The sequence below is a fragment of the Bradyrhizobium sp. LVM 105 genome, assembly GCF_003957705.1.
In the GTDB taxonomy this organism is placed as follows: domain Bacteria; phylum Pseudomonadota; class Alphaproteobacteria; order Rhizobiales; family Xanthobacteraceae; genus Bradyrhizobium; species Bradyrhizobium frederickii.
This window is the reverse complement of record NZ_QZMV01000021.1, coordinates 17,077-40,797: the sequence shown is the minus strand read 5'-3', so window position 1 is coordinate 40,797 and position 23,721 is coordinate 17,077. Positions and strand designations below refer to the sequence as shown.

Here is a 23,721-nt window from a genome sequence, read left to right as displayed (position 1 = left end):
GTTAGACGAAACCCAACCGCTCGACGATGGCGAAGATCCAGAACGCACCAGCCATCAGCAGCGCCACGCCGACCGCGGCCGAGCCCATGTCCTTGACCCGGCCGATCTGCTTGTCGTGGTCCAGGGTCAGGCGGTCGGCGAGCTTCTCGATCGCGGTGTTGAGGAGCTCGACGACCAGCACGAAGGCGACGGCGCAGACCAGCTCGACGGCCCGCATCGCGGTCGCGCCGATCAGCCAGGCGAGCGGCACCGACAGCAGGAGCGCAAAAATCTCCTCGCGGACGGCCTGCTCCGATCTAATCGCAAAGGCCAGACCGTTACGGGAATTGATCGTGGCCTTCCAGATCCGCAGCAAGGTTTTAGAGCCCCGCTGCGACCGGCATCGGCTGGGCCTTGCCGGCACGCTCCTGCTTGAGCAGTTCTGCGATCAGGAAAGCCATGTCGATGGATTGCTCGGCGTTGAGGCGGGGATCGCAGACCGTATGATAGCGGTCGTTGAGGTCCTCGTCCGTGATCGCGCGGGCGCCGCCGAGGCATTCGGTGACGTCCTGGCCCGTCATTTCCAGATGCACGCCGCCGGCATGGGTGCCTTCGGCGGCATGGATCGCGAAGAACGATTTCACCTCGGACAGGATGCGGTCGAAGGGGCGCGTCTTGTAGCCCGACGTCGAGGTGATCGTGTTGCCGTGCATGGGATCGCAGGACCAGACCACCACCCGGCCCTCGCGCTTCACGGCGCGGATCATGTTCGGCAGGTGCTCTCCGACCTTGTCCGAGCCGAAGCGGCCGATCAGCGTCAACCGGCCCGGCTCGTTGTCGGGGTTGAGCACGTCGATCAGCTTCAGGAGCTCGTCGGGCTTCAGCGATGGGCCGCACTTCAGCCCGATCGGGTTCTTGATGCCGCGGAAATATTCGATATGGCCGTGGTCGAGCTGGCGGGTGCGGTCGCCGATCCAGATCATGTGGCCCGAGGTCGCGTACCAGTCCCCCGTGGTGGAATCGACGCGGGTCATGGCCTGCTCGTAGCCGAGCAGCAATGCCTCGTGGCTGGTGTAGAAATCGGTGGCGCGCAGCTCCGGGTGGCTCTCGAGATCGAGGCCGCAGGCGCGCATGAAGTTGAGCGCGTCAGAGATGCGGTCGGCCAGCTCCTTGTAGCGGCGGGACTGCGGGGAATCCTTGAGGAAGCCCAGCATCCATTGATGCACGCTGCCGAGATTGGCGAAGCCGCCGGTGGCGAAGGCGCGCAGCAGGTTCAGCGTTGCGGCCGACTGGCGATAGGCCATCAGCTGGCGCTGCGGATCGGGGACGCGCGCTTCCCTGGTGAAGGCGATGTCGTTGACGATGTCGCCGCGATAGCTCGGCAGCTCGACGCCATTCACCTTCTCGGTCGGCGACGAGCGCGGCTTGGCGAACTGCCCGGCGATGCGGCCGACCTTCACCACCGGCACCGCGCCGGCATAGGTCAAGACCACCGCCATCTGCAGCAGCACGCGGAAGAAGTCGCGGATGTTGTTGGCGCCGTGCTCGGCAAAGCTCTCGGCGCAGTCGCCGCCCTGAAGCAGGAAGGCTTCGCCGGCCGCAACGCGCGCCAGCGCCTTCTTCAGGTTGCGCGCCTCGCCCGCGAACACCAGCGGCGGAAAGGTCGCAAGCTGCGCCTCGACGTCGGCCAGGGCCTTGGCGTCGGGGTAGTCGGGCACCTGTAGCACCGGCTTGCTGCGCCAGGACTCGGGCGTCCACCGCTCGGACATCGCAATCTCTCCGTGAAGCAAAAAGCACAACCTGATCTGGGGGTTGTGAGGGCCGCCTTATACACAGGCTCGCTCCGCCCCGCCAGTTGTAAATCCGTTTGGCATCGCAAGCCCTTGCGGGGAAAGCCAAATTCGCATTTGCTGGGAAAGCTTGAGGAAACTGGCGAAATAGCTTCCGGCCATGGGCGCGGCATTGGACGACGTTTTCATCGACGAGATCAGCTTCCCGGCGACCGACGGGTATGGGCTCACCGGCACCCTGTTCCTGCCGCGGGGCGCCAAGCGCCATGCCGTGCTGATCAACTCGGCGACCGCGGTCCCGCGCAAGATCTATCGCGGCTTTGCTTCCTACCTCGCCCATCGCGGCTGCGCGGTGCTCACTTACGACTATCGCGGCATCGGCGATTCCCGGCTGCCGGCGATGGTCGGCTACAACCGGCCAAAGTCGCTGGTCGGCTTCAAGGCCTCGATGTCGGACTGGGCCGCGCTCGACGTCACCGCCGCCGTGCGCTGGATGCGCGAGCGGTATAATACGCTGCCGCTCGCCTATATCGGCCATTCCTTCGGCGGCCAGGCGCTCGGGCTGATCGCGAACAATACCGACGTCTCGCGCGCAGCCTTGGTGGCCTCGCAGGCCGCGACCTGGCGGCTGATGACCTCACCCGAGAAGTACCGCGTCTTCGCGTTCATGAACCTCGTCGGCGTACCGCTGGTCCACGCGCTCGGCTATGCGCCGGGCTGGGCCGGAATCGGCGAGGATCTGCCCAAGGGGGTCTTCCTGCAATGGGCCGAGTGGGTCTCGAGCCCCCGTTATCTCTTCGATTCCAAGCTGCCGGCGCTGGACAATTTCACCAGGTTCAAGGGCGAGCTGCGGGCGCTGTGCTTTTCCGACGATCCCTGGGCGACACGGCCCGCGGTCGAGCTGCTCACGAGCGGGTTCTCCGCGATCAAGCCGGAGGTGCTGACGGTGAAGCCGTCCGAGGTCGGCGCCAAGGCCATCGGCCATTTCGGCTTCTTTCGCCCCGAACACCGCGACACGCTGTGGCGCGGCGTCGCGGAATGGGTCCAGGGGGAGTGAGACGGCGTCAGCGAATGATGGTCGTGAGAGACGAGTAACGCCTGTTCGGTTTTGCATCGCCCGGCGCGAATTGCGCGAACGCTTCGTTGACGCGGACCGCCGGCGGCGTGTCGCTCGCGAACCGAAACTCCTTCGGCCGCGGCGCGTAGAAGCTGGCGCGATAATAAGCCTCGTCGAAGCGCGCCTCGCCGACCCCGAACAATGCGTCACAGACCAGCAGGAGCGCGTAGACTCCCGCGACGGCTGCGACGATCTCCCTGAGAATTGACATGCCGATAGCCCTGCCCTTTTGCAGGCAGGATGCAGATCGGTTCCAAAGACCTGGTTTAAAGCGCCGGGCTTGTTGTCCGCAGGGTTTGCCGCCGCTGAACGGATTGCAGACGATTTTATCGATCTTGCAACAAAGAGCCCGCCGGATCGGACGATCAGGCGGGCGCCTTGACTGGCCGCTCGGGAGGCTTCAGGCGGCCAGGTCCGTCAGTCGTGGGCGGCCTTCTCGCGATGGCCGCTCTCGCTGAGACGATCGACCCAGGCGATGCCGATCGCGGAGATGATGAAGGTCAGGTGGATCAGCACCTGCCACATCACGCCGGTCTCGGTGAAGTTGCTGCGCGTGGTGCCGAGATTGCCGGCTTCGATGAAGGTTCTGAGCAGCGAGATCGAGGAAATGCCGATGATCGCCATCGCCAGCTTGATCTTGAGCACGCTGGCATTGACGTGACCGAGCCATTCCGGCTCGTCCGGATGCCCGCTCAGGTTCAGGCGGGAGACGAAGGTCTCGTAGCCGCCGACGATCACCATGATCAGCAGGTTCGAGATCATGACCACGTCGATCAGCCCGAGCACGACCAGCATGATCTGCTGCTCGCTGGCGTCAAACGAGTGCAGGACCAGGTGCCAGAGCTCCTTCAGGAACAGCAGCACATAGACGGCCTGGGCGACGATGAGGCCGACATAGAGCGGCAATTGCAGCCAGCGTGAGCCGAAGATCAGCTTCGGAAGCAGCCCGACCGGCGGCAGCGGCGCCGAAGGTGCTTTGGGTTCGGACGTCATTGATCACTCCGGATTGCGAACGGGCCTGCGTCTCAGAGATTCGCGACGACAGGCGCGAGCTCGAGCGAACCCCGATAGATCATCTCGAAGGCGACGTAAATGATGATGGCAAGGCCGACATAGGCGACCCAGCGATGCTTCTGGAGCACGCGGCCGAGCAGATCGGCGGCGACGCCCATCATCGCGACCGAGAGCAACAGGCCGAAAATGAGGATGTAGGGGTGCTCGCGCGCGGCGCCCGCGACCGCGAGCACGTTGTCGAGCGACATCGAGACGTCGGCCGCGACGATCTGCACCGCGGCCTGGCCGAAGGTCTTTCGCTGTGCGGGCTCGGCGTCGGCGCCGCCGCCATGATTGAACGCGAGTTGCCCCGCATGCGACTGCTCGCGCAGTTCGCGCCACATCTTCCAGCACACCCAGAGCAGCAGCACGCCGCCGGCAAGCAACAGGCCGATGACCTGCAACAGCTGGGTGGCGACGCCGGCAAAGGCGATGCGCAGTACAGTGGCGGCAGCGATGCCGACGATGATGGCGCGGCGGCGCTGCTCGGTCGGCAGTCCCGCCGCGGCGAGGCCAATGACGACGGCGTTGTCGCCGGCGAGAACGAGGTCGATCAGGACAACTTGAAAGAGCGCAGTCAGCGCCTCGGGCGTGATGAATTCAATCATGATTGATCATTCTTCGCTATGGACGGATCGAGCCAGTGTGGCTTGCGGCGTTCGATCCAGTCGAAGACCTTCGAACGGGAGGAGCGCAGCGCAGGCACGTCCTCGGCAAGCAGCGCGAGTCCCAGCGGCAACATCCAGATGCCGAGCAACGGCAGGACGGATAGCACACCGCCAGCAACGAGCAGCGCGCCCGAGGGGATTCTGACCCAGCGGCTCGACGGTTTGAGCAGATAGGTGACGGCATCACCCATGCGCGGCGGCAGTCGATCGACGAGCTTGTCGAGGCGCGGGTCACCGCCCGCCAGCTCGCTGGCGGGACCCGCGGCCTCACGCGTACGCTCGCTCGATGCAGCGCTCATGCTTACTCCTCTGTGGCCAATTGCGGTTCGGTGCGCCCCCGACCCGACGGGATCGGCTTCGCGCGCGGCAGCGCCAGCGTCAGCAAGCGCAACAATTTGATCGCCTGCACTTCGTGGGGATGGACGTCCTGGTCGGCGGCCGCAACCCGCTGCGACAGTTCCATCAAATGTGACGACAACGGCATGTCCGAGACCGGCCGCAGCGTGTCGATCACGACATTGGCGAAATCCGGCTCCTCCAGCCGCTCGGCAAGTGCGTCGAACATTGCAAACAGCCTGTCGTCGTCGAGATGCGGCGCCAGGCCGCGATCCCTGATGAACCGGATCACCTCGTCGCGCTCGACCGGCGAAACCCGCCGGTCGGCCACGGCGACGAGCGCGCCGGCAATCACCAGTGCGGCCGCGGCCTGCTCGTTCAGGCTGGACGGCTCCGCGATCTCGATCTCGATGGGATTTGAATGCTTGGCGTCAGACATCGTTGCTCCCTTAGTCTTGCGAAATGGCCGCACGGAGCTGCGATGGGGACGATGGAGTCGGAGAGAACATCAAGGGCCCGACGATCGGCCAATCCATCGCATTCGCGCGGGACAGGTCATCCGACATCACGAGGTTTGCCGACATTGTCGGCGTCCTCGCCAGAGGGGCCCGGATTCTTGTTCGTACCAGAAATATAGGTGGCTCTGTCGGAATCAAGGCAAGATGACTGCGACCAGCCGCCGCATCGGTTCCATCTCTTTGGGAACGGGCCGAGGCGAACGACACTTTTCCAAACCCGTCAGCCGAGGCGTCAGGTCTGCGATGCATTGGCATCGCAATCCGAGCCTCGAAGAATGACTACTCGGCGATCGACGGACTCACAAATCCGATCAGCCGGCGCGGAGGTAGGGTCCGTGGAACCTTCAAGACCGGACATGACCGGTTCGTCCCGGCTGTCCGTTAAGGGCCAGAAGCGGAAGTCCTCTAATCAGGAAGTGCTCAGCAAGTTGATGTCGGTAGCCAGCTCAGCGCCAGGCACAAACCTCACCAGGCCTGATTTGATCGCATATCCGCCGACTATGACCTTCGGACGAGCGCCGCCCGGCAATTCTCTGACAAGAGCGGAGATAGCCGTCACACCGGTGAGTTGTTGGGGCAAAGCCATCGAAATCAACAGCGCTTTGGGGGCAACTGCGATGATTTGCTGAGCTAGTTCATGCAAATCGAGATGGTCGACGACAGTTGGTGTACAGATGCTGTGACTTTCCAACCAAAGAGCAAGAATGCGGACGGCCAGAGTATGAGTATTGCCGGGCGCATTCATGAGAAAGTACCGGGGTGCGCCTTTTCGACGTCGTGTCCTACCCCGTTGCATGCTTCCTTCGATCAATTCGATGACGCGCTCGCTAAAGGCAGTGAACTCGTGTTCGTCGGCGACGGTGATGGTGCCGGAATGCCACTGTTCGCCGATCTTGTAGAGCAGCGGGGCCAAAACTCCGAGGACGATATCAACGGGCTTGAAGTTAGCGGCGATCGCTTCCTCAACAAGCTGCTGAGCCAAACGAATATCATTCCGTCGCCCTGCCTCGTAGAGCGAATTGTAAACACGGCGGAGAAGCTCGGAGTGCTGGACGACATCGCTTGCGAATATATCCGGGTGCTCTGACTCGCACCTCCGGCAGAGTCCGTAAGTGACGGACAAATCTTCAAAGGGAAAGGTTTCGCCTTGAAATTTCTGACAGTAGGAGCACCACTTCAGCATTAGCGTTAGCACCTCCCAACTTTGCTAGTGGCTGCGATGGTTTCGGGCTGATTTGGCTCGGGCAATTCCTTTTTTTAATCCGCAGCATCTTTCTTCGTGACGTCTCAGTCAAAGACTAATTCAAATCACCTCGGCAACCCCCGGCAAGTTCAAAAGTGAACACCCGGATCCCTTGCGCTTTTTGCGCTCCTTGTAGTTGAGCGGGAATCGACCGACGCACCAGCCCCTCTCGATAGGACCTAGCCAAGGGTGACCTCAGACTGCTGGATGAATCCGGAACTGAGATGACCGCTTCGGGTCACAAGCCGCAGATCACGCTCAAGTCGCGGCCTTCCGCCTTGCATTGAGCCGACGTTCATGAATCCGCGCCCGCGTATGCGTGTTGCAACTCCGCAGGGTGAATGAACGCTCAAGATGCCACGCGAAATGCGCGTCCTTTCCGAACACGACGACCAGCTGCGGCCAGGAACTATCATGCAGGCCAATGAGTTACCGCACATCACGGCATCTCCCGACAGGATACACCCATGTGCCGCTGGATCGCATACCGGGGCGAGACGACGTCGTTCGAGCCCTATGTCACCGAACCCGAGCATTCCTTGGTCGCGCAGAGCATCCGCTCGCTGCAATCGACGGCGGGCTCGAACGGCGACGGCTTTGGTCTCGGCTGGTACGGCGAGCATCCCGAGCCCGGGCTCTATCGCGAGACGCGCCCGGCGTGGTCGGACGAAAATTTGCGCTACCTCTGCCGGCATCTGCGCTCGCACTTGTTCTTTGCCCATGTGCGCGCCGCCACCGGCACGGCGGTGACGCGACAGAATTGCCATCCCTTTGCCTGCGGCCACTGGATGTTCATGCACAACGGATTCGTCGGAAGCTGGAATCGGCTGCGGCGCAAGGTCGAGGCGCTGATTCCCAACGACTATTACCCTTCGCGACTCGGCACGACCGATTCGGAAGCCGTGTTCCTGGCGATGATGGGCGCCGGCCTCGACAGCGATCCGCTCCGCGCGACGCAGCGCGTGCTGCAGGCTCTCGTCGGCCTCGTCAATGAAGGCCACTTGCGCGAACGGTTGCGCTTCACCAGTGCGATCGCCAACGGCAAGGATCTCTACGCCTTCCGCGTCGCGGTCAACGACGCCGCGAACACACTCTATTTCCGTGAGGACGGCGGCCAGGTCATCGTCGTCTCCGAGCCGTTCGACAAGGAAGCGGACTGGAGCGAAGTGCCGCCAAACCACGCGCTGATCGCGCGTGCATCGGAGAGCGTGAAGATTGTTCCCTTCGACGCGACAATTTGCAGTGGAGCCGAGACGGAACCCGCCCCTGCCAGAAGGATTAGTTCCCGGAGGTGACACTGCCGGGTGGGACATGACCTTTGCTTCAGACGTTGTAAAACTTCTTCGACTGGATTCCTCCGACGACAAGCAGCACCTCGTCATTCGTTCCGCTGGCGGCGGCGGCAAGGCGGCGGAATATTCCTTCGGCATCGAGGAGGAGTATTTCCTGGCCGACCGCCGCAGCTTCGAGGTCGCGATCCAGACTCCCAACGAACTGTTCGAATCGGCAAACTGGTCGACCGGCGGTCAGGCCATGCGGGAGATGCTGCAATCCCAGCTCGAGGTCGCCACCAACGTTCACGTCGACGTCAACGACGCCCGCGAAGAGCTGCGCTTCCTGCGGCGCGAAGTGGCGAACGTCGCCGCGCAATATGGCTTCGTGATCATGGCCTGCGGCACCCACCCGACGGCGGTCTGGCGCATGTCGCAGCCGAGCCCGAAGCCGCGCTACGAGGAGATGATCGAGGATCTGCGCAGCATCGGCCATCGCAACATGATGTGCGGCATGCACGTGCATGTTCAGTTGCCGGATCCCGAGAGGCGCATGGCGGTGATGCGGGCGATGCTGCCGCACCTGCCGCTGTTCATCGCGTTGTCGGCATCCTCTCCGTTCTGGGATTCGCACAAGACCGGGCTGAAAGGCTACCGCCTCGCCGCCTATTCCGAGCTGCCGCGCACCGGCCTGCCCGAACTGTTCGAGAGCCGGCGGGACTACGACGAATATCTCGGCGCCTTGCAGCGCTCCGGCGTCATTCCCGACGAGAGCCACATCTGGTGGGCGATGCGTCCTTCGATGCGGCACCCGACGCTCGAGCTTCGTGCGCCCGACACCTGCACCTTCGTCGACGATGCTGTTGCCATCGCCTCGCTCTATCGCTGCCTGACGCGCCACCTCTATCTGCGGCCTCATTTGTCCAAGGAGGTCACGGCGGTCGAGCGTGCCATCGCGGTGGAGAATAAATGGCGGGCGCAGCGCTACGGAACCGATTGCATCTTTGCCTCCCGGGACGGACCGGTCACGATCTCGGAGCTGCTCTCCCGAATCATCGACGCCACGGCCGAGGACGCGGACCTCCTGGGGTGCGCCGCCGAGATCGAGCATTGCCGCGTCATTGTGGACCGCGGCAGCTCGGCCGAATTCCAGCTTCGCGCCTATCGCGAAAACGGCGACGACATCGCAGCCGTGTCACGATGGATCGCTACATCGACGATCTCGGGAACGAGCGCACCGATCGGGCGCAGGACTCCAGCGCCGTCATAGCGCCCGCACAAGCTTCGCGGACGAGAAACGTCATTTCTGAATTTGGTACGCCGTGGGGGAATGCATGACTGACATCGCCTGGTGCGCCGGTTGCGGCCACAGCCTGGTTCCGATCCTGTCCGAGAACGGCCGCGCGCGGCCAAGCTGCTTCTGGTGCGAGGGCGTCGACGCGCGGACCATGGAGATGGCAAAGTGGGCGGACAGCCCGGCCGGCAAGCCGGATCGGGCCGCGCCTCGCGCCTTCGATTGAGGCGCCCTCCGCGTCAAGCCCTCGCCACCAGGCGCGGACGGAACACGGACCCGGCGGCCGGGGAAGGCGCCGCGACCGGCTTCCGCGCCGGGCGGCGCCGCGGGATGAAGACATTGTTCACGAGGATCGGCTCGTGATCGCCGAGCGCGATCCGCTCCTTTGCGAGCAGGCCCATGACCGAGCGCATCTTGATCACTTCCTGCGCCACGAAGCTGCAGTCCTCGGCGCGGTTGATCTGCTCGTGCATGATCGCCTCGGCTTCGCGCATGCTGACGCGAAGCGCTCTGATGGTTCTGCGAAGTTCGCTGATACGGTTGTCCATGGCTGCCTCCATCTCGGTGCAGCATAAGAACAAAACATGAACAATCTGTCAATCGCCGCCTCCCCGGTCGCGACGTTCGCTCATCATCCCGAGGCCGGCATCGCGCCGCTTCTCCCCCGACGCCGCTGCACGCACTGGCGAGGCTTGCCGACAAATTAGACAGGTCCCCTCGCTACCCCGCAAGCACGCGCCCCTCGCACCGCGCCTGACGATCAGACCAGGCCATCGATCTAACGTCCCGTGCAACCATCGGATTTTCTCCTGCGCGAGTACGCGCGCATCGCGGCGCCGGGCTCGCTTGCTGCTTCGCCAACCAACTGGCCCAAAATTCGCAGTGACGTTGCGAGCGAAGCAACGGCGCAGAGCGGAGAACGTCATGAACGTGCATGCTGCGGGCGGTCTCAAGACGATCGGCCTCACCCATCCGAATGGCGCGCCGCTTCGCCTCAACATGCAGGACTTCGTCGCAATCGATCGCGACCGGAATGCGAAGTTCGAGGCGACGTATCGTCCGCAAGCGCTCTACAATCGCGCCAACGAAGGCTTTCACGCCAACAACGAAACCTTCCTGCTGCACGAAGTCGCGACCAATCTGCCGATCTACCGTCCCGACACCGGTCCCACCGATTTCCATCTGCATCTTCCGCCCGGCGGCTTTCAGCTCGTGCTGGTCACCTCGGGCGCCTTCACCTTCGACTATGACGGGCGTTTCTATAATGTCGGCCCTGGCGCGGTGATGCTGCAAAGCGCGATCGTGCATCGCCAGCTGTTCTACACCTGGTCGGGCCTGTCGACCGAAGAGAACCTGAAGACGCCGCAGACAGTGGTGCCCGACCCGATCTCGATGGGCTATTCGGGCAAATTCCTCGAAGCCTTCATCACCGATCCCACCACCTTTCCGAATCCGACTATCGTGGGTCCGGACCAGATCGACGAGGCCGAGACGCCGCGCGTGGCCTGGAGCCACAAGCTGCACGACCGGCCGGCCGGTGCCGGCTTCTGGCTGCAGGATCCGCTGGCGCTGGATGCGCTGTTCAAGCCGCTCACCGATGGTTCCGTCAAATCGGCCATGCCGGTTTATCTGCGCGATATCGGCATCGAGGGCCCGAGTGGCCATCTCGTCACCGGCCACATCATCGCAACCGATCCGCGCGGCCAGTCGCTGCTGCCGAAGAGCACGTCGATCGCCGCCGATGCGACCTGCTTTGCGAAGGGCGAGGTCGTGATCTACCGCGTCATTCGCGGCACGGCCGAGTTCAGGAAGAGAGCCGGCGAGAGCTTCGAGCTTGCCGCCGGCGACGTAGTGACGGCGGGCAAGGATTCGATCAGCCTCGTTGGCGTCGGCGAAAACACCCAGGTGCTCCGCCTCGGCCTGCTCAAGGGCATGAACGAGCTGCGCAGCTGGACGCCGACGCAACGCGACGAGATCGACGCACTCGCCGGTCAGATCATCACGCACAAGGACGTCCGTCCGCTGCGCACCGAAGGCAAGCCGGTCGGGTATCTGTACGGATAGGCAGTTCGCAGCTAGACGCCCGAGGTCTTATGACGCAAGAATCGGGCAGCTCTCATTTGAGAGCGGCTATTCAGTCGTTGGTCTGGGCCATCGAGGAGATTGCTCGAGCCGCCAACAAAGAGACCCAGCATCACGCACGTTTGGCGCTGAAGTACTTGGAGACCAACAGCAGTCCGTTTGACAAGAATACTTTATGCCCCGCGTTATGTAACGCCTCTGTAGGTGCTCCAGTTCGCAAGTCGCTTCGCTGTGCCGGCGATCTCCTCTGAGCCGTGATTCCGAGCTTCGCCAATAATCGCGCTCGCTGTTCGGCGATTTGCTTGCGGCTGCCTCCAAGCCGTACAGCGATCTCCGCGTCTGTTTTCCCGGCGGCCAAGCGCCTGAGAAAGCGCTTCTAGTGAGGGCTGAGCAAAATGTCGGTCATTTGCCTCGTGTCGTGTCTCGTGACTCCTCCGCCGCGACAGCGGTCAGAAGTTCGAATTGACTCGCGAGGCCGCTTAGGCTGTTCGCGATGTTTCTGAGGAGGTTCGCCTTTCTTGGTGACACTCCATTTTCCTCGGCCGTTCTTCGATAGTCGCTCGCGAGCTTCCGGCACTCCTCGGCGGTCTGCATGGGTCACTCTCCCAGGCCAAGTGTAAGCCCATTTTGGCGGACTGAGATCGATCGCTCTCGAAAGCATAATGATCGCGTCCAAAAGGGGCGGCCGGTTCGGCTTAGATGCGCCCATTGGAAATCAAAAGCCAAGGGCGAGAAGAGAAAAGGCCGCGATTGTGAATATGCCGGCTGACATGGCGAGCGCTAGGTGAACGCGGTCTCGCACGGATTACATCCCCGGCCGCCGATAAGCTTACATCTAACCTTAGCGGGCAACAGTTCAAAAGTGAACGTTCGGCCTCATGAGGTAGAGCTGGCTCGCGCTCGCTGAGCATCGATCCGCTCGCATTCGCGCGGGTTCCGGATGCCATCTGCTGATGCCCTGGCGCTGCATGCGCAAGGTTGCCTCCGCCATTCCTAACCAGGCGGCTCTTTCCGAACGCCATCACGTGGCCGCGCTCAGCTGCATCAAGGCACACTCACACGGTGCTTTTCCGAATGCTTTCGCACCTCTCGCTGTTGCGACGGCCGGTCATGGCCGAAGTTTACTTCGGGAGACATTCGACGTTGTATGCAATGATGATCTGCGTCGGATCGGCTTTCCCGAGGCTCTTCAAATCTTCCAAACCGCTTCTAAGCTTGGCTCCTGCCTCACCCAAGCTGCCTTCAAGTGTAGTCTTGGCCTTCCGGCATCGCTCTTCACTCGTGAACTCCTGAAACACGACTGTTGGGAGGAGCCTCCATTCCGCCTTGTCACTGGTGGCGGCCGGGCTGACTGAGTAGGAGAAGACGTACATCAGGACCCACATCCTCTTGCTCCGCACGTGATGAGCACCGCTAGCTGGCCCCTCGACCTGAGCCGCTCATGTCCTACTGCTAGTTGATGTAGATCAATTTCCTGCGGTTCCGATTGTCAAAATGGACCACAGGAAACAGTCGACCTTTGGGGCGATAGGTATGAAACGCTGGATGGGGCTTCTCATCACAATGCTCATGTTAATTGGATCATGCGCAAGCGAGGCGGCCGTGCGGATCGCATACGATCCCGGTGGACGGATCGGGAAATATATCTATAGGTATGAGCGACTGCGCGCCTCAGGCCAGAACGTAATTATCGACGGTTTCTGCGCATCTGCCTGCACGATTGTCTTGGCGACCTTGCCCTCCAACAGGATTTGCGTCACTTCACGTGCAGAGTTAGCGTTTCACGCCGCTTGGGACATTGGGCATCGTGGGCGGCCCGTGGCAAACCCCGGCGCGACCCGCATGATCTACTCGATGTATCCGGGGCCGGTGCGTCGCTGGATCGACCAAAGTGGCGGGTTAACGCGGCGAACGATATTTCTTAGTGGAAGCCCGCTACAGGCCATGTATCGCTCGTGCCCAGCCTGAGCCAGCGAGAAACTTCTTAGTCGTCTGGCCCAGGGCAAGACTGACGGGTAAATCGCGATCGAGATCGGCGGCAGAACAGATCAAATCGGACTGCGGCGCCAAAGGCTGATTGAAAGATTGCAAATTCGATCGCAAGAGCAGCTTGAAGGCGCCCCGAAGACGTTTACACCTTATCCGGACCGGTCGCCGAGAGAGCGAGGGACGCCGCCGTCCCCGCTCTCTCGCCTGGCTCAATACTGATACGGATATTGACCTGGGCAGACATAGTTGCCGTAGGCATTGTAGTAGCAACCATTGTTGTAGTTGTTGTAGTATCCGTAGGCTCCCGCCGCCGCAGCGGCGCCTGCAGCCGCAGCGCCGTAGCCCCAACCCGGTCTATAGTAGCCGCCACCGTATCCGGGGTAACCCGCGATCGGTCGTCCTGGACGGCCGGCGATTGGACGACCTGGATAACCCGGTCGACCTGCTATTGGATGCGAAGGCCGAGAACCTCCGGCCACGCGATAGCCGCGACCGCCGTGAATGCGTCCCGCGTGAGCGGCGCCGCCCCGAATGTGAGCTGCTCTCATCCCGCCGCCATGAAAGCCTCCCGCGCGCATGCCGCCGCCGTGAAATCCTGCCCCACCGCCAAAGCCGCCACCTCCACCGCGGCGTGCAAATGCATCATCAGGAACAAGGCTGGCAGCGACGAGGATCGCGGCCGCAAAACCGATCAGACCGTATCGAACCATAGCATCCTCCCGGGTAGCAATGTGCCGACGATTGCTGTCTTCAGAACTGAAGGCTTCGCCAGCGGCACCGGTGGCAATCAGTTCTCTTCCTTCATCTTGCGCGCTTGATTTAAATCAATTGAGCAAGGCCGCACTCAATCGGTGTGTATGTTCCCATCAGGAACTACCGCGCTCCGCATGACCTCAGGACGAGTGGACGAAGGTACGGAACCGCAGCATCGCGAAGCATGGGCATGCTTGCCCGCCTCCTCGCGGAGCGACGCTGTTGCTTGGCCGATGGCTTCCTTGTAGTCGTCGCCTTTGCTTGCGGGCTGTGAGGATAGAGACCCCTCACCCGGCTTCGCGTTCCGCAAAACCACCCTCCCCGCAAGGGAGAGTAAGCAAGAGCCGCTCGCGCCCCTACTCCGCCGCCTGGCGGACGTGCCGCGCGGTCGGGGTGCGCATGGTGACGAGCTCCTCGGCCGCGGTCGGATGCAGCGCGATCGTCGCGTCGAAATCGGCCTTGGTCGCCTTCATCTTCACAGCGATCGCGACGGCTTGCGTGATCTCGGCGGCGGCGTCGCCGACGATGTGGCAGCCGAGCACGCGATCGGTCGCGCCGTCGACCACGAGCTTCATCAGCACGCGGGTGTCGCGGCCCGACATCGTCGCCTTGATCGGGCGGAACGTCGTCTTGTAGATGTCGACGTGGCTGAATTGCGCGCGCGCTTCGGTTTCGGTCAGACCCACCGTGCCGACCTCCGGCTGCGAGAACACCGCGGTCGGGATGTTGGCGTGATCGACCCTGACCTCGCGCTTGCCGAACACGGTATCGGCGAAGGCATGGCCCTCGCGGATCGCGACCGGCGTCAGGTTGAAGCGATGGGTGACGTCGCCGATCGCATAGATGCTGTCGACCGAGCTCTTCGAGAAATGGTCGACCGCGATGCCGCCATTCGCAGGATTGATGGCGACGCCGGCCTTCTCCAGCCCGAGATTGGCCACCGCCGGATGGCGGCCGATCGCGAACATCACCTGGTCGGAAGCAAGGCTCGATCCGTTCGACAGATGCGTGGTGAACTCCTCGCCGTGACGGTCGACCTTCGCCACCGTGCAGCCGGTGAGGATGGTGATGCCCTGCTTCTCCATCTCGGCTCGGACATGGGCGCGGACATCCTCGTCGAAACCGCGAAGGATGTTGTCGCCGCGATAGACCACGGTGACGTCGGAGCCGAAGCCGGCGAAGATGCCGGCGAATTCCAGCGCGATATAGCCGCCGCCCTGGATCACGATCCGCTTCGGCAGCTTCTCGAGATGGAACGCCTCGTTGGAGGAGATCACGTGCTCGATGCCGGGGATCGCGGTACCGTGGTTGGGCGCGCCGCCTGTGGCGATCAGGATGTATCTTGCGGTGATCTTGCGGTCGTTCTCGAGCAGACGGACGGTGTGCTTGTCCTCGATCACCGCGCGGCTCTTGACGATCTGCGCGCCGGACTTCTCGACATTGGCCGTGTAGGCCGCCTCCAGCCGCGCGATCTCCTTGTCCTTGTTGGCGATCAGCGTCGCCCAGTCGAAGCTGGCGGGCGGAACGGTCCAGCCGAAACCGGCGGCGTCCTCGAGCTCGTGACGGACATGCGAGCCGATCACGAACAGCTTCTTCGGCACGCAGCCGCGGATCACGCAGGTCCCGCCCATGCGGTACTCCTCCGCGATCATCACGCGCGCGCCGTGACCGGCCGCGATGCGGGCGGCCCGCACGCCGCCCGAACCGCCACCGATGACGAAGAGGTCGACGTCGAATTCAGCCATTGTCCACTCCGACCTCTAAAGCATGGTCCGGACCCGGAGGGCTGCGCCAGCGCAAAGTGTGCAGCGGTTTTCCGAGAAGCCCATGCTCAAATAACAACCTGAAGCGCGATGACGCGCTTCAGGAATTCCCTGTCAGATAGTGTCTGTCAGATGTCCTTGCCACGCTTGCGCATCTCGGCGCGGAAGGCCCCCATCACGGTCTCGGAGAAGGTCTGGGCCCAGGAGTTCATGAAGTTCATGCTGAGCCCGATGGCGCGCGGCTCGGCGTCGATCAGCTTCTTGCCCAGCGGCGACTTGTAGAAGGTGACGAGATCCTTCAGCTCCTGCTCGGTGAACTCGCTGGCATAGATCTGCGCCATGCCTTCGCCGATCTCGCTCTGGCGGCCGTTGAGCTGCTGGGCCACGATCGGCGCGACCTCGTTGAGGTCCTTCTGGTAGTTGAGGTTCTGCTGGATCAGCGCATTCTTGGTCTTCTCGACGAGGCCGGGCACGGCGCCGGCATACATCCCGCTGGCGTTCTTGATCTGCAGGATCTCCCTGGCTGCGGCAACGGCTGCGGGCGAGGCCTTCGGCTGGGCCGGCGCAGCCGGAGCCTTCTGGGCCTGCTGCGCCACGGCCGGGACGGCCGCCAGCGCCAGGCCCGCAGCGAGGGTCGCGGCTGGCAAGAATTTCAAAAAGCTCTTCATTCCTAGTCTCCTTTCGGCTTGCGCCGTTCAATCACGCGGATTCCCTCGCCACCCGCCAGAACGGCAGAGCTGGCCAAGCCGATGAACAATCCATGCTCGACCACGCCGGGGATCGCGCTCAACGCTCTGGCGAGGCTGGCAGGATCCTCGATCCGTCCGAGCTGGGCATCGACGATCCAGTGGCCGCCGTCGGTGACGAAAACGTGGCCGTCCTTGCCCTTGCGGACCGCCATTTGCCCGGAAACGCCGCATTCGGCAAATGCCTTCTCGATCGCGCGGCGCGTCGCGCCGAGGCCGAACGGGATGACCTCGACCGGCAGCGGAAACTTGCCGAGGGTCGGCACCCATTTGCTGTCGTCGGCAATCACGATCATGCGGTCCGAGGCCGCCGCCACGATCTTCTCGCGCAGCAGCGCCCCGCCGCCGCCCTTGATCAGGTTGAGCGCGGGATCGATCTCGTCGGCGCCGTCGACCGTGATGTCGAGATGGTCGATCTCATCGAGCGTGGTCAGCGGCACGCCGCAACGCGTCGCGTCGAGGCGCGTCGCCTCGGAGGTCGGCACGCCGATCACTTTCAGCCCGGCGGCGACGCGCTCGCCGAGCAGCTCGACGAAATGCTTGGCGGTCGAGCCGGTGCCGAGCCCGAGCTGCATGCCGTCCCGCACCTCCTCGAGCGCGCGGGCAGCAGCCTGTCGCTTCAACTGATCCATATTCACGTTTGCGCCTGCCTCTGAAGTCTCGAAGGTGCCGCCGATCATGGCCGCTTTCGGCGGCCTATGTAGCCTCGTTTTTCCCGCGGGAACAGGCCTATAAGGTGATCTTATGGGCCCTCCCCTTGCGTGGACGCGACCGGGCCGGTAGCGCTTGGATCATGATCTCCCCTCACACTATCGTCTTCGATCTCGACGGCACGCTTGTGGATACGGCGCCCGACCTGATCACCGCGCTGAACTACGTGCTCGACCGCGAAGGGCTGCCGCCGGTGCCGATGGCCTCGGCCCGCAACATGATCGGCGCCGGCGCCCGCAAGCTGATCGAGCGGGGGCTGGAAGCGGAGGGCCGCGCCGTCACCCCCGCCGACATGGACCGGATGACCGCCGATTTCATCGCCTATTATGCCGATCATATCGCAGTCGAATCCCGCCCCTTCGAGGGGCTCGAGGCCGCGCTCGACCAGTTTTCGGCTCAAGGCCATCGCCTCGCGGTCTGCACCAACAAGCTGGAATGGCTATCCAAGCGGCTGCTGGACCAGCTCGACCTCAGCCGCCGCTTCGCGGCGATCTGCGGCGCCGACACTTTTGGCGTCCAGAAGCCCGATCCGACCATCTTCCGGGAAACGGTGGCGCGGGCCGGCGGCGCGGTCAAAGCCAGCATCATGGTCGGTGATGCCGGAACCGATGTCGGGGTGGCCAGGCGGGCCGGGGTGCCCGTGATCGGGGTCAGCTTCGGCTACACCGACGTGCCGATCGCCGAGTTGAAGCCGGACCGGCTGATCCATCACATGCGCGACCTGCCGGCTGCCGCGAGCAGCCTGATGACGGCTTCACCCATCGCAACCGGCTGATACAACTCGTTTATTCTCGCGACGCCCTGCGTTAACCATCAATTATCCATGCACCGCGCGCCAATTGCCTGCCCCAAACGACACTCCTAAGGTCGCCCCGGGGATGTGGCGGTTCGTCGCAGTAGAAGTGGATGGTTCATGCGTCGTGTCATCGCGATTGCGCTAGCGGGAGCGAGTCTGTTGGGAGCGGCCAGCCTTGGCGGCTGCTCCTCGATGTCCTTTGACGTGTTCAAATCGACCCCGCCGACGGTCCAGGTCCGGCTCGAATCCAATCCCCCGGGCGCGGACGCCACGACATCGCTCGGCCCGGGCTGCAAGACCCCCTGCTCCGTCTCGGTTCCAGCTCCCGACGTCCCCTTCACGGTCGCTTTCGCGCTGCCGAAGTACCAGCCGGCAAGCGTCCCGGTGAATCTGATCAGGAATCCCGGGGATTTCACCACCCCGGCCTCAGTGACCACGGACCCGGATCCGGTGTTTGCGGAACTGCAGCCCGCGACCCCGCCCAAACCGGTTCGCAAGCCGCACCGGCCCAGGAAACCGAAACCAGCCGCAGCGGCGCCTGCTGCGGCACCGGTTCAAGCGATTCCGGCCGCGGCCTCGCCGTTCCCCGATCTGAACGCCGGCCGGCGCTGATCTAAGTATACCACCCGATTGTCCTCGCCGCGTCCGATGCTTAGATTGCGTCCCGAGCACCGCCTGAAGCCAAGGTGCGCCCGTCGCCATAAGTGACAAGGCCTCTCGCATGAACGGATCCGCCGCGCTGTCGAACCCGATGACCGATCCGTTCGGGCGGACCATCAGCTATTTGCGCGTGTCCGTGACCGACCGCTGCGACCTGCGCTGCTTCTATTGCATGTCGGAAGACATGACGTTCCTGCCCAAGGCGAACCTGTTGACGCTGGAGGAACTAGACCGGCTCTGCTCGGCCTTCATCGCCAAGGGCGTCAAGAAGCTGCGCCTCACCGGAGGCGAGCCGCTGGTCCGGCGCAACGTGATGACGCTGGTGCGCTCGCTGTCGCGGCATCTGTCGAGCGGCGCCCTCAACGAGCTGACGCTGACCACCAACGGCACCCAGCTGGCGAAACACGCAAGCGAGCTCGCCGATTGCGGCGTCCGACGCATCAACGTCTCGCTCGACACGCTCGATCCCAGCAAGTTCCGCGAGATCACCCGCTGGGGCGAGATCGACAAGGTGCTGGAAGGCATCGAGGCCGCGCGCGCCGCGGGACTTGCCGTCAAGATCAACGCGGTGGCGCTGAAGAATCTCAACGAGGACGAGCTTCCCGAGCTGATGCGCTGGGCCCACGGCAAGGGCATGGGCCTGACGCTGATCGAGGTCATGCCGATGGGCGAGATCGGCTCGGGCCGCATCGACCAATATCTGCCGCTGTCGCTGGTGCGTGCGCGCCTTGCCCAGCAATTCACGCTGACCGACCTCGCCGAGAGCACCGGAGGTCCGGCCCGCTATGTCAGCGTCGCCGAGACCGGCGGCAAGCTCGGCTTCATCACGCCGATGACGCACAATTTCTGCGAATCCTGCAACCGGGTTCGGATTACCTGCACCGGAACGCTGCACACCTGCCTCGGCCACGAGGACGCCTCGGACTTGCGCAAACCTCTGCGTGCATCCGATGACGACATGCTGCTTGCGGATGCGATCGACCGCGCCATCGGCCTGAAGCCCAAGGGCCACGATTTCATCATCGACCGCCGCCACGACCGCCCCAGCGTCAGCAGGCACATGAGCGTCACCGGCGGCTGACACCGGCGGATTACGGCCTTTTTCCCCTTAACTATCAACAAACTTCCGATTGACTGGCGGCACGCCCGCTGGTTTGGTGCGGCGGCCTCATGCCTGCGCGGCGAGACAAGCCACGCGCCCCTTCGGCGCAGTCAAGACGGCCAGGGCACAATCGGGGGAGGACCTATCGTTGCAAGCGCTCCTTAAGCTGAGCAGTAGGATTGATGCGTTCACGCGCTGGACAGGCAAGCGCGTGGCGTGGCTGATCGTGCTCGCCGTGATCATCTCGGCCGTCAACGCCATCATCCGCAAGACGTTCGACACCTCCTCGAATTCATGGCTCGAGCTGCAATGGGTGCTGTTCAGCATCGTCTTCCTGCTCTGTGCCCCCTGGACGCTGCTCGACAACGAGCACATCCGCATCGACATCGTGAACAACACGCTGTCGAAGAAGACGCGCAACGTAATCGATGTCGTCGGCCACGTATTCTTCCTGTTTCCGATTTGCATCGTCATGATCATCACCGGGGTGCCGTTCTTCCAGCGCTCCTTCCACATCAACGAGCAATCCGGCAACGCCGGCGGACTGCCGCAATGGCCGGCCAAAGCCCTGATCATGATCGCATTCGCGTTCCTGCTCGTTCAAGGCATCTCCGAGCTGATCAAGCGGATTGCGGTCATGCGCGGATTGATTCCGGATCCCCATGAATCGCAGGTGTCGGCGCTGGAGGCGGAAGTCGAGCATCTCGTCGAAGCGATCGAGAAGAAGTAGCCGTTGGCGACGGTGTAGGGGGAAATCATGACCGCATTCATCATCGCCAATATGGCGCCCATCATGTTCGTGTCGCTGGTCGTCATGCTGCTGCTCGGCTATCCCGCGGCATTCTCGCTCGGCGCCGTCGGCCTGTTCTATGCCGTGATCGGCGTCCAGCTCGGCCAGTTCCACCCCGACTTCCTCCAGGCCCTTCCCGAGCGCGTCTACGGCGTGATGAACAACGACACGCTGCTCGCCATCCCGTTCTTCACCTTCATGGGACTGGTGCTGGAGCGGTCGGGCATGGCCGAGGACCTGCTCGACACCATCGGCCAATTGTTCGGCACCATCCGCGGTGGCCTCGCCTACGCCGTGATCTTCGTCGGCGCGTTGCTCGCCGCGACCACGGGCGTGGTGGCGGCTTCCGTGATCTCGATGGGTCTGATCTCGCTGCCGATCATGCTGCGCTACGGCTATGACCGCCGGGTGGCAGCCGGCGTCATCGCTGCCTCCGGCACGCTCGCCCAGATCATCCCGCCCTCGCTCGTTCTGATCGTGATGGCCGACCAGCTCGGCAAGTCCGTCGGCGACATGTACGAGGGTGCCTTCATCCCCGGCCTCGTGCTCGCGGGCCTCTACGCCCTCTACGCCTTCCTCGTCAGCATGATCTTCCCGGCAGCAGCACCCGGCCTGCCCAAGGACGCCATCGGTTTCCGCGAAGACAATGGCGACCGCGGCCTGGTCTCGCTCGGCATGCTGTTCCTGGCGAGCTGCGTGTTCGGATGGTTCATGATGCGCAATTCGAGCACGCATGGCGCCGATTACGTCGTGCTCAGCATGTTCTACGGCATCGTCTTCGCGTTCGCCGTCGCCGTGGTGAACTGGGCGATCGACAAGCTGACCGGCTTCCGCTTCCTGTCCAAGATGGCGCAGCAGACCACCTTCGTCATGGTGCCGCCGCTGTTCCTGATCTTCCTCGTGCTGGGCACCATCTTCATCGGCATCGCAACCCCGACCGAAGGCGGCGCGATGGGCGCGGCCGGTGCCCTCATCCTGGGCGCTGTGAAGCGCCGGCTCAGCTGGGACCTCATCCGGCAAGCCACGGAATCGACGGCCAAGCTGTCGGCTTTCGTCGTGTTCATCCTGGTCGGCGCCCGCATCTTCTCGCTGACCTTCTATGGCGTCAACGGGCACGTCTGGGTCGAGCACCTGCTCACCTCATTGCCCGGCGGTCAGGTCGGCTTCCTGATCTTCGTCAACGCCCTCGTGTTCGTGCTGGCCTTCTTCCTCGACTTCTTCGAGCTGGCCTTCATCGTGATCCCGCTGCTCGGGCCTGCCGCCGAGCATCTCGGCATCGACCTGATCTGGTTCGGCGTCATTCTCGGCGTCAACATGCAGACCTCGTTCATGCATCCGCCATTCGGCTTCGCGCTGTTCTATCTCCGCTCGGTCGCGCCGAAGGAACGCTACACCGATCGCCTCACCGGCAAGCGGATGGAACCCGTCACCACGGGCCAGATCTATTGGGGCGCGGTGCCTTTCGTGGTCATCCAGCTGATCATGGTCGGCCTGGTCATCGCCTTCCCCGCGATGGTGATGCACTACAAGGGCGTGCTATCGACCATCGATCCCAGCACCATCAAGATCGAGGTGCCGCAGATCGAGCTGCCGCCGCTGGATCTCGGTCCGCCGTCGAAGTAGGGGGGCCGACACGCGCCGTCGTGCTCCGCGCAAGCGGGGCATGATGCGCGACGGCGCGCGTGACAAGCACCGAAAACGGAGGCATACCGGGCCATCCTCAACCCTAGGGATGGCCGCCCATGCTCCGATTGCACCCTGCTCCATCGCTCGTTGGCCGGTTGATCGCCTCGCTCTGGCTGACATGTGCCGCAGCGACGGTGCAGGCCGAGCCGATCGCCGCCGTCCATGTGCTGGCGCAACAGGAGCAGCAGCCGCTACTCGACACGCTGCGCGATCTCGTCAACATCGAATCCGGCAGCAAGGACATCGAAGGCCTGAACCAGATCGCCGAGCGCGTTGCCGGTCAGCTCAAGCAGCTCGGCGGCACGGTGGAGATCCTGCAACCCACCGACATCTATCGCCTCGACGACACCCCCGAGAAGATCGGACCGGCCGTGCACGCAATGTTCAAGGGCACGGGAACCAGGAAGATCATGCTGATCGCCCACATGGACACGGTGTACCTGAAGGGCATGCTGAAGGACCAACCGTTCCGCATCGACGGCGACAAGGCCTACGGCCTCGGCATCGCCGACGACAAGCAGGGGGTTGCGCTCATTCTTCACACCGTGGCCCTGCTGCAGAAGTTGGGCTTCAGGGACTACGGCACGCTCACGGTGCTCACCAACGGCGACGAGGAGATTTCCTCGCCCGGCTGGCGCAGCACCATCACCCGCCTCGCCTCGGATCAGGACGCGGTGTTCTCGTTCGAAGGCGGCGGGACCGACGGCACGCTGCGCCTCGCCACCAGCGGCATCGGCTCGGCCTATCTCACCGTGCAGGGCAAGTCGTCACATGCCGGCGCAAGGCCCGAGGGCGGCGTGAATGCGCTGTATGAGCTCTCGCATCAGGTGCTGCAGATGAAGGACCTGTCCAAGCCCGAGCGGGGCCTGAAGCTGAACTGGACCGTCTCGCAATCCGGCACCAACCGTAACGTGATTCCTGCGAACGCCACGGCCCAGGCCGATGCGCGTGCGCTCAAGGTGTCCGATTTCGACGGCCTGGAGCAGGAGCTGCAGGACAAGATCAAGAATCGCCTGCTCCCCGATTCCAAGGTCAACCTGAGGTTCGAGGTGCGCCGCCCGCCGCTGGAAGCCAACGAGGCCTCGCGCCGCGTGGCCGCCCACGGCAAGACCATCTATCAGGAGCTCGGAATGGCCCTCAAGGTCGACGAGAAGGCGACCGGCGGCGGCACCGACGCCGCGTTTGCCGCGCTCAAGACCAGCGGCGCCGTGGTCGAAGGCATGGGTCTGTCAGGGTTCGGTGCACATTCCAACGATGCCGAATATGTGCAGCTGGGCAGCATCGTGCCGCGGCTGTATCTGGCGACACGCATGATCATGGACCTGTCGAGCGGCAAGCTGAAATAGCGGCTCTTTCTCCCTTCTCCCCTTGTGG

The 23,721-nt window shown here is 63.3% G+C and carries 26 protein-coding genes; 13 read left to right on the top strand and 13 right to left on the bottom strand.

Going from position 1 to position 23,721, the window contains the following annotated elements:
- Position 1: 1 nt before the first annotated feature.
- Entirely contained in the window at positions 2 to 355 is a 354-nt protein-coding gene (locus D6B98_RS35065) for a diacylglycerol kinase (protein WP_126261567.1), read from the bottom strand.
- A 4-nt stretch (positions 356 to 359) separates the two neighbouring features.
- A complete protein-coding gene (locus D6B98_RS35060; RefSeq protein ID WP_126261566.1) occupies positions 360 to 1,748 on the bottom strand; it encodes a class II 3-deoxy-7-phosphoheptulonate synthase in 1,389 nt (462 codons plus the stop codon).
- Between the two features lie 181 nt (positions 1,749 to 1,929).
- Here D6B98_RS35060 and D6B98_RS35055 point away from each other — a divergent pair, with 181 nt between their 5' ends.
- Complete coding sequence (locus D6B98_RS35055; RefSeq protein ID WP_126261565.1) at positions 1,930 to 2,826, top strand: alpha/beta hydrolase family protein; 897 nt, start codon at positions 1,930 to 1,932, stop codon at positions 2,824 to 2,826.
- Positions 2,827 to 2,833: 7 nt separating this feature from the next.
- Here the strand turns inward: D6B98_RS35055 and D6B98_RS35050 are convergent, their stop codons facing one another.
- From D6B98_RS35050 to D6B98_RS35025, 6 genes are all read right to left on the bottom strand, one after another.
- Positions 2,834 to 3,097: a hypothetical protein gene (locus tag D6B98_RS35050; protein WP_126261564.1), complete on the bottom strand. Its 264-nt coding sequence runs from the start codon at positions 3,095 to 3,097 to the stop codon at positions 2,834 to 2,836.
- A 206-nt stretch (positions 3,098 to 3,303) separates the two neighbouring features.
- Positions 3,304 to 3,879, bottom strand: coding sequence for a TIGR00645 family protein (locus tag D6B98_RS35045; RefSeq protein ID WP_126261563.1), 576 nt, complete (start codon positions 3,877 to 3,879; stop codon positions 3,304 to 3,306).
- A gap of 32 nt (positions 3,880 to 3,911) precedes the next feature.
- Positions 3,912 to 4,547, bottom strand: coding sequence for a TerC family protein (locus tag D6B98_RS35040; RefSeq protein ID WP_126261562.1), 636 nt, complete (start codon positions 4,545 to 4,547; stop codon positions 3,912 to 3,914).
- Positions 4,544 to 4,906, bottom strand: coding sequence for a hypothetical protein (locus D6B98_RS35035; protein ID WP_126261561.1), 363 nt, complete (start codon positions 4,904 to 4,906; stop codon positions 4,544 to 4,546). The genes D6B98_RS35040 and D6B98_RS35035 overlap by 4 nt, the downstream gene beginning before the upstream one ends.
- Positions 4,907 to 4,908: 2 nt before the next feature.
- A complete protein-coding gene (locus tag D6B98_RS35030) occupies positions 4,909 to 5,382 on the bottom strand; it encodes a tellurite resistance TerB family protein (RefSeq protein ID WP_126261560.1) in 474 nt (157 codons plus the stop codon).
- A gap of 488 nt (positions 5,383 to 5,870) precedes the next feature.
- Positions 5,871 to 6,644 carry a cobalamin B12-binding domain-containing protein gene (locus D6B98_RS35025; protein WP_164719071.1) on the bottom strand — a complete coding sequence of 258 codons (774 nt, stop codon included), beginning with the start codon at positions 6,642 to 6,644 and terminating at the stop codon, positions 5,871 to 5,873.
- Between the two features lie 527 nt (positions 6,645 to 7,171).
- On the opposite strand from D6B98_RS35025, the gene D6B98_RS35020 reads away from it, so the two are divergent.
- The 3 genes from D6B98_RS35020 to D6B98_RS35010 all read left to right on the top strand — a co-directional run bounded on the left by D6B98_RS35020 (position 7,172) and on the right by D6B98_RS35010 (position 9,495).
- On the top strand, positions 7,172 to 7,999 hold the full coding sequence (locus D6B98_RS35020) for a class II glutamine amidotransferase (protein ID WP_126261558.1): 828 nt from the start codon (positions 7,172 to 7,174) through the stop codon (positions 7,997 to 7,999).
- A gap of 16 nt (positions 8,000 to 8,015) precedes the next feature.
- Complete coding sequence (locus D6B98_RS35015; RefSeq protein WP_126261557.1) at positions 8,016 to 9,245, top strand: carboxylate-amine ligase; 1,230 nt, start codon at positions 8,016 to 8,018, stop codon at positions 9,243 to 9,245.
- 64 nt (positions 9,246 to 9,309) lie between these two features.
- Positions 9,310 to 9,495 (top strand): hypothetical protein, encoded by a 186-nt coding sequence (locus D6B98_RS35010; protein ID WP_126261556.1) that lies wholly within the window; start codon positions 9,310 to 9,312, stop codon positions 9,493 to 9,495.
- 13 nt (positions 9,496 to 9,508) lie between these two features.
- On the opposite strand, the gene D6B98_RS35005 is transcribed toward D6B98_RS35010, so the two are convergent.
- Positions 9,509 to 9,817, bottom strand: coding sequence for a hypothetical protein (locus D6B98_RS35005; protein WP_245481523.1), 309 nt, complete (start codon positions 9,815 to 9,817; stop codon positions 9,509 to 9,511).
- Positions 9,818 to 10,193: 376 nt separating this feature from the next.
- On the opposite strand from D6B98_RS35005, the gene D6B98_RS35000 reads away from it, so the two are divergent.
- The gene (locus D6B98_RS35000; RefSeq protein WP_126261555.1) at positions 10,194 to 11,333 is read left to right on the top strand and encodes a hypothetical protein; all 1,140 of its coding nucleotides are present in this window, start codon (positions 10,194 to 10,196) and stop codon (positions 11,331 to 11,333) included.
- Positions 11,334 to 12,472: 1,139 nt separating this feature from the next.
- On the opposite strand, the gene D6B98_RS34985 is transcribed toward D6B98_RS35000, so the two are convergent.
- On the bottom strand, positions 12,473 to 12,724 hold the full coding sequence (locus tag D6B98_RS34985) for a hypothetical protein (protein ID WP_245481522.1): 252 nt from the start codon (positions 12,722 to 12,724) through the stop codon (positions 12,473 to 12,475).
- 160 nt (positions 12,725 to 12,884) lie between these two features.
- On the opposite strand from D6B98_RS34985, the gene D6B98_RS41055 reads away from it, so the two are divergent.
- Positions 12,885 to 13,319 carry a hypothetical protein gene (locus D6B98_RS41055; protein WP_126261551.1) on the top strand — a complete coding sequence of 145 codons (435 nt, stop codon included), beginning with the start codon at positions 12,885 to 12,887 and terminating at the stop codon, positions 13,317 to 13,319.
- Between the two features lie 533 nt (positions 13,320 to 13,852).
- On the top strand, positions 13,853 to 14,158 hold the full coding sequence (locus D6B98_RS40280) for a hypothetical protein (RefSeq protein WP_164719070.1): 306 nt from the start codon (positions 13,853 to 13,855) through the stop codon (positions 14,156 to 14,158).
- 291 nt (positions 14,159 to 14,449) lie between these two features.
- Here D6B98_RS40280 and gor read toward each other — a convergent pair whose 3' ends face one another.
- The 3 genes from gor to rpiA all read right to left on the bottom strand — a co-directional run bounded on the left by gor (position 14,450) and on the right by rpiA (position 17,240).
- Entirely contained in the window at positions 14,450 to 15,838 is a 1,389-nt protein-coding gene (gene gor / locus D6B98_RS34970; protein ID WP_126261549.1) for a glutathione-disulfide reductase, read from the bottom strand.
- Positions 15,839 to 15,984: 146 nt separating this feature from the next.
- Positions 15,985 to 16,524, bottom strand: a complete 540-nt coding sequence (locus tag D6B98_RS34965; protein ID WP_126261548.1) for a DUF2059 domain-containing protein — start codon at positions 16,522 to 16,524, stop codon at positions 15,985 to 15,987.
- A gap of 2 nt (positions 16,525 to 16,526) precedes the next feature.
- Complete coding sequence (rpiA, locus tag D6B98_RS34960) at positions 16,527 to 17,240, bottom strand: ribose-5-phosphate isomerase RpiA (RefSeq protein ID WP_126261547.1); 714 nt, start codon at positions 17,238 to 17,240, stop codon at positions 16,527 to 16,529.
- 155 nt (positions 17,241 to 17,395) lie between these two features.
- Here rpiA and D6B98_RS34955 point away from each other — a divergent pair, with 155 nt between their 5' ends.
- From D6B98_RS34955 to D6B98_RS34930, 6 genes are all read left to right on the top strand, one after another.
- The gene (locus D6B98_RS34955; RefSeq protein WP_126261546.1) at positions 17,396 to 18,088 is read left to right on the top strand and encodes an HAD family hydrolase; all 693 of its coding nucleotides are present in this window, start codon (positions 17,396 to 17,398) and stop codon (positions 18,086 to 18,088) included.
- 138 nt (positions 18,089 to 18,226) lie between these two features.
- Positions 18,227 to 18,721 carry a hypothetical protein gene (locus D6B98_RS34950; RefSeq protein WP_164719068.1) on the top strand — a complete coding sequence of 165 codons (495 nt, stop codon included), beginning with the start codon at positions 18,227 to 18,229 and terminating at the stop codon, positions 18,719 to 18,721.
- Positions 18,722 to 18,830: 109 nt separating this feature from the next.
- Positions 18,831 to 19,850 (top strand): GTP 3',8-cyclase MoaA, encoded by a 1,020-nt coding sequence (gene moaA / locus D6B98_RS34945; protein WP_126261544.1) that lies wholly within the window; start codon positions 18,831 to 18,833, stop codon positions 19,848 to 19,850.
- Positions 19,851 to 20,019: 169 nt separating this feature from the next.
- Entirely contained in the window at positions 20,020 to 20,601 is a 582-nt protein-coding gene (locus tag D6B98_RS34940) for a TRAP transporter small permease subunit (RefSeq protein WP_126261543.1), read from the top strand.
- Positions 20,602 to 20,628: 27 nt separating this feature from the next.
- On the top strand, positions 20,629 to 22,284 hold the full coding sequence (locus tag D6B98_RS34935; protein ID WP_126261542.1) for a TRAP transporter large permease: 1,656 nt from the start codon (positions 20,629 to 20,631) through the stop codon (positions 22,282 to 22,284).
- A gap of 119 nt (positions 22,285 to 22,403) precedes the next feature.
- Positions 22,404 to 23,693 carry a M20/M25/M40 family metallo-hydrolase gene (locus tag D6B98_RS34930; protein ID WP_126261541.1) on the top strand — a complete coding sequence of 430 codons (1,290 nt, stop codon included), beginning with the start codon at positions 22,404 to 22,406 and terminating at the stop codon, positions 23,691 to 23,693.
- Positions 23,694 to 23,721 lie beyond the last annotated feature (28 nt).